The sequence below is a fragment of the Stenotrophomonas sp. P5_B8 genome, assembly GCF_054049855.1.
This window is the reverse complement of record NZ_JBFULO010000227.1, coordinates 1-5874: the sequence shown is the minus strand read 5'-3', so window position 1 is coordinate 5874 and position 5874 is coordinate 1. Positions and strand designations below refer to the sequence as shown.

Annotated in this window: 5 protein-coding genes; all 5 read left to right on the top strand. The window is 61.7% G+C overall.

The window, feature by feature from the left end; translation table 11 throughout:
- Positions 1–465: 465 nt before the first annotated feature.
- Positions 466–1569, top strand: a complete 1104-nt coding sequence (gene metX, locus ACXJKH_RS12895; RefSeq protein WP_457319802.1) for a homoserine O-acetyltransferase MetX — start codon at positions 466–468, stop codon at positions 1567–1569.
- Entirely contained in the window at positions 1566–2681 is a 1116-nt protein-coding gene (locus ACXJKH_RS12890) for a hypothetical protein (protein ID WP_457319800.1), read from the top strand. The genes metX and ACXJKH_RS12890 overlap by 4 nt, the downstream gene beginning before the upstream one ends.
- Before the next feature lies 1 nt (position 2682).
- Positions 2683–4338 (top strand): fatty acyl-AMP ligase, encoded by a 1656-nt coding sequence (locus tag ACXJKH_RS12885; RefSeq protein WP_457319798.1) that lies wholly within the window; start codon positions 2683–2685, stop codon positions 4336–4338.
- A gap of 76 nt (positions 4339–4414) precedes the next feature.
- Positions 4415–4669 (top strand): acyl carrier protein, encoded by a 255-nt coding sequence (locus ACXJKH_RS12880; protein ID WP_457319796.1) that lies wholly within the window; start codon positions 4415–4417, stop codon positions 4667–4669.
- Positions 4670–4692: 23 nt separating this feature from the next.
- A partial coding sequence (locus ACXJKH_RS12875) for a condensation domain-containing protein (protein ID WP_457319794.1) occupies positions 4693–5874 on the top strand: 1182 nt, incomplete at its 3' end.

Here is a 5874-nt window from a genome sequence, read left to right as displayed (position 1 = left end):
CGGTCACACTGTGCGTTGTTGCGTCGGCTGAGAAGGCAAATCATCCGTGATAATTAGTCCCCGCATCGTGCGAGTGGTAGCGCTTGACTATAAGGCAAGCTACTGGAGGATTGTCAATAGGAAATTCCTGACATTCAGATGCGCCGCCAATAAACTGTGCGGGACTTCAGCTTCGCGATGTTGACGGCCTTCGCCGGCCTCGGATATGGTCGGCACACTTACGGAAGGCTCGGTGCATGGCATCAACTGCCGAGGCGGTTTAAACAGGTTTTGCATGCTGGGGCCACGAGCGGCATCGGGCCTGCAGACTTGCACCTTTCGGAACATTCGTGACGTGAAGAAAAGGACTTCTATGTTGTCAGTCACTGGATCGAGGCGCGTTCCGCTCATCTGGCATGCAGGGGAAGGTGATGTCGGCCTGGGCTCCAGATATTTTCCGAGCGTTCTTCCGGCGCAGGCAGCGTGATGCCATCCCCGTATTCGACGCCGGTACGCCTGTGTTCGAGTAGTTCCCCGCTTCACCTGGAACTGGGCGGCGAGCTGGATGGCTACACGATTGCCTACCGTACCTGGGGGCGCTTGTCTCCTGCCGCCGACAACGCCGTCATAATCTGCCATGCGCTCACTGGCTCGCCGGACGCCGATGACTGGTGGTCGCCGTTGTTCGGCCCGGGATTGGCATTCGATCCGGAGCGCGACTTCATCGTGTGCAGCAATGTTCTGGGTGGTTGCTATGGAAGTACTGGCGCTGCATCGATCGACTGCTTGGGCCAGCGCTATGGCAGGCGATTTCCTGCATTGACCATCCGCGACCAGGTGCGTGCCCAGATGCGCTTGGCCGACGAACTTGGCGTGCGGTCGATCAGCATGGTTGCGGGTGGTTCGATGGGAGGCCTGCAGGCATTGGAGTGGGCGCTGCTCGATCCGCAGCGCGTCCGCGCGCTGGCAGTGGTGGCGGCCAGTGCACGACATTCGGCCTGGTGCAGGGCATGGAGCGAAACCCAGCGGATGGCGATACATTCAGACCCCGCCTTTCTTGCGGGTGACTACGCCGACCAGGCGCCGCCGATTGCCGGTCTGGGCGCAGCACGTGCCATCGCCATGATGACCTACCGGTCCGCTCGGATGTTCGAGCAGCGGCACGCAGGCGTGGCAGTCGCGCCGCAGTCCGGTAAGGAGGGGCACAGCAGCGATTCGGTGCGTGAGTGGCTGCATCACCATGGCAGGCACTTCGTCGGGCGATTCGACGCAAATGTGTACCTGTCGCTGATCGATGCAATGGACCGCCATGACATCGGGTGGAAACGTGGCGGTGTGGAGGCGGCCTTGAATGGCATCCGTCAGCCGGCCATCGTCATCTCCATCAGTAGCGACTGGCTCTATCCTCCTTCTGAACAGCGCGAAATAGCCGAGGGGTTGTCGCAGGCTAAGTACGTGGAGATCGACTCCGAACAAGGGCATGACGGCTTTCTTATTGACGCGGCAATGCTGGAGCCGCACTTGACGCGTTTTCATGAGGTCCAGCGCCGCCGCGCCGGAGAAACAATCGCCGAAGGATATGTCGCATGAATGTTGAGGCTTCCGCCGTTCCAGTCGCGCCTGAATGCCGGGAAGACCGCATAAATCGCGTTGATCTCGTGCTGATCGGTGCCCGCGGCCAGGTTGGCAGCGCGTTTAGGCGGCAGCTGGCAAGGCAGGCTGCGTCGCTTCGCGGCGAAGGTCTGGATCTTCGTCTGATCGCTGCCTTTGACCGGCGTGGCCTGGCGTTCGATGAGGATGGTCTGGCGTCTGCGCACATTGAAGTGGACATGCAGATGCGCAAGCCTGGTGATCAGGCGCAGCTGCTGGAGTATCTGCGCGGCGGCAGCGCGCACCGCCCCATGGTGATCGACTGTACAGCGAGCGATGAGATCGCGGACCTCTACATGCCACTACTGGCTGCTTCCATTGGCGTGGTGGCGGCGAACAAGCGGGCCAATGCTCGTGACCTGCACAGTTACCGGGAGTTGCAGCGGCTCTCACGCGAAAACCGCGTTCCGTACTGCTACGAGACCACGGTAGGCGCCGCCATACCGCTGCTTGGCCCATTGCGTGACCTGCGCCTGCGTGGCGAGCAGGCCACCTCCATCCAGGGTGTGCTTTCGGGCTCGTTGAGCTACATCCTGCACCGGCTGCACGAGGGGTGCCCGTTCTCCACGGCGGTCGAGAACGCCAGGCAGATGGGCTATACCGAGCCCAACCCACTTGAGGATCTGCGTGCGGTGGATCTGAGTCGCAAGCTGCTGGTGCTCGCTCGCGAAGCCGGTTTCATGCTTGAGTTGGAAGATCTTGTTATATCGCCGCTGACCGAATCCGACCACATCGAGATTCCGCTGTTGGTGGACAGCCTGCGCGGAGACGATGCAGCGTGGGCGAAGCGGGTGGCTGAAGCCGAGGCGCGCGCCGAGCGTCTGGTGGTGATGGCGCAGGTGGATCGCCATGGGGGACGCATTGGCCTGCAGAGCGTTTCTGCCAGCTCAAGCTACGCCCAGATGCTTCCGGGGGAGAACCGGATCGTGATCCACACCGAACTGCAGGACACGGTGCCGCTCTCGCTTGGCGGACCGGGTGCGGGTGTCGAAATAACCGCGGCAGGCGTGCTGAGCGACATCGTTTCGGCCGCGTTTCGCGGAGCCGACTGAGATGACGTTTCTTCCCGAATTACTGCTACGTCACGGACGCGAGCAACCAGAGCGGGTCGCTTATCGTTTCATCCAGGGGGTATCGACTCCTCATACGTTGACGTATGGGGAGCTCGTACGTGCAGCGACCACGCTGGCACGAAAGTTCCAAAGCCGTGGCTGGAGAGGGGAACGGGTACTGCTTGTGTGCCGTAGTGAGCACCACTTCGTTGTCGCCTTCCATGCCTGCCTGCTAGCCGGTGCGGTAGCGGTTCCGACAGCACCGCCGCGCAGGAAGAACCTGGCGGACCGCTTGTACTTGCTGGCACGCGATGCAGGTGCGTCGGCCATGGTCTGCGACGGCGATGACGCGCTGCAGGCCGCTGCAGGGTTGGAGCATGCATTGGATGTGGTGGATATGCGCAGTGCGCCGGTACCCGTTGATGGCGACCAGTGCGATGTGCTGGGGTCCACTGACGGTGCGCAGCTTGCCTTCCTGCAGTACACGTCCGGCTCCACTGGCGACCCCAAAGGGGTGGCGGTGAGCCATGCCAATCTGGCCGACAACAGTGAATCGATTCGCGTTTCGATGGGCACCTCGGAACGCTCCAATATTCTTATCGGCCTGCCGTTGTTTCATGATATGGGCCTGGTGGGCGGGGTGCTGCAGTCGGTATATGTGGGATGCACCACCAGCTTCGTGCCGCCCGCGGAGCTGGTCCAGTTTCCAGAGCGTTGGCTTGGGTTGATTGCCTCGCTGCGGATCACCACCAGCGGCGGACCCAACTTCCTGTATGAACTCGCCGCAGAAGCAGTGACCGAGCACGATCTTGAGGGGCTGGATCTTTCCTGTTGGGAGGTGGCCTTCTGCGGAGCCGAGCCGATCCGAGCCGATACCATTGCACGCTTCACGCAGCGATTCGCAAACGCCGGGTTCCGTGCTGGCGCTTTTTATCCCTGTTACGGCATGGCGGAAGCAACGCTTTTCATCACCGGTGGCCGTGTCGGTGCGAAACCAAKGATGCTGCTACGGGATGGAATCGAGGTGGTCTGCTGTGGCCAGCCGGCGCCCGGCACGCTTTTGAAGATCGTGGACCCGGAAAGCCGCCTGACATTGCCGGATGGCACATTGGGCGAAATATGGGCAGCCGGTGGTGGAGTCGCACAGGGCTACTGGCGCCGCAGCCAGGAGAGCCAGCAGGTGTTCCAGGCGACGCTGCCGGGTGAGGATGGCCAAGCTTGGCTCAGAACAGGCGATCTGGGCTGGATACAGAATGGACAACTGTATGTTTTTGGGCGCCTCAAGGATCTGATCATCGTCAACGGCCGCAACCATGCGCCCCAGGACATCGAAGCGACCGTCGAACTGGCGTGTAGCGCTTTCAGGACCGGTGGTACGGCCGCGTTCTCCGTCGAATCCGGTGCGAACCCCGTTCGCCTTGTCGTAGTGGCCGAGGTGGAGCGTGAATGGGTACGGCGGGAGAGTGAATGGCCGAGCCTGGCGGCTTCTGTCCGCACCTCCGTGCGTACCGGGCATGGCCTTAGCGTCGCCGATGTGGTGCTGATACGGCCGGGCGCGCTTCCCAGGACTTCCAGCGGAAAAGTGCGCCGTTCGCAATGCCGTACAGACTACCTGGCGGGGTTGCTTCCTTCCGTTGCGCCGCCGCTTCCCGCGTGATGATCACACGCGCTGCCCGGCAGGTGCTTCTGCTGCCGGGTCCCCAAGATTGTTCCGCTTCGGAGATATGAGTTGCATGGACAGCTATGAAGAGGCGTTGCTCGTTGCATTGCGCGACACGCTTGGTGATGGCACGGAGCTCGATGCGCAAACCTGCTTTGCCGAGGTGGGCCTGGACTCACTGAGTGGTTTGCGATTCCTGCGCAAAGCACAGGATGCAATTGGTGTTGAGATCGATTTTGAATGGTTGTTCGATCATCCGAGCATCGCCGAGCTGGCTCTATTTCTGCGCACGCAGGGTGGCGCGCAGGACGATTCCTCGTCCACGTGAATCGAATCCCGGAGTCGCTGCGAATGAATGTGAAGGTCGATTCGGCATGGTTTCCTCTCTCACCCGCACAGAGGAGCCGCTGGTTCATGTACCAGTGGGCACCCGAGCGTCGGGCGCAGCACAACAACATATTTGCCGTCCGTCTGCGGGGAGTTGTTTGCGAGACCCGCATGGCTGGTGCTCTGCAGGCGTTGGCGGAGCGTAATCCCATGCTGCGTGCACGCATCGTCGAAAGGGATGGCGAGCCAATGCAGTGCACCGATCATGTGGCGCAGGTGCCATTGCGGCGCACCAGTGCCAAGCAGTGGGATGACGGCCGCCTGAGAGCAGCAGTCCTGGCCGAAACGTTGACGCCATTCGGGCCGGAGCAGCCGCTCGTGCGCGGCCACCTGTTCGATTACCGTGATGATGAGGCGGTATTCGTGCTGAGCATGGATCATCTCATCAGTGATGGATGGTCATACTGGCGCCTGCTCGCTGAACTCGGCCAGCTGTTGCGTGGCCGTTGCATGGCCGATGATGGTGGCGATGGTGCAACCTATCGCGATTATGTCCAGTGGCAGCGTGGCTGGATGAACTCGCCGGAGGCGGCGAGGCAGCGCGACTATTGGCTGGAGCGACTTGCCGGGGATCTGCCGGAGTTGCGCCTTGGTTTTGCCGAACACACACATCCGGAGCAGGCACAGCAGGGTTCCATTCGCATTGATGTTTCTGCCGGGCAACTGGGTGCACTGCGTGCGTTGGCATCTCGGCAGGCGGCAAACCTGTTTACCGTCATTCTGAGCGCGTTCCAGATCGTCCTTCAGCGCTACACCGCGCAGGAGGACCTCATTGTGGGGTGTCCCATGCCCGCGCGCGGCGATGGACGATGGGACGCGGTCGTCGGGGATTTCGTCAACATGGTGCCGCTGCGGACGCGGGTTGGCGCCGAAGATACGTTGGCCGAGGTGATGCGCAAGTCGCGCAACGATGCGCTCGCTGGCCTGGCGCGTCAGGAATACCCCTTCCAGGCATTGATCGAAGCACTGCGCCTGTCGCGCGCGGCCACCCACCCGGTTTTTCAAGTCATGTTCGCTTTCCAGAAGGCCCGCTACGACGAGGGGCTGAGTCGATTGTGGAGTTTTGACGACGGCGAGAGAACCGGTCTGCAGTGGGGTGATCTTTCGCTGGCGGCGTACCATCTCGAGCAGCCACTTGGGTTGGAG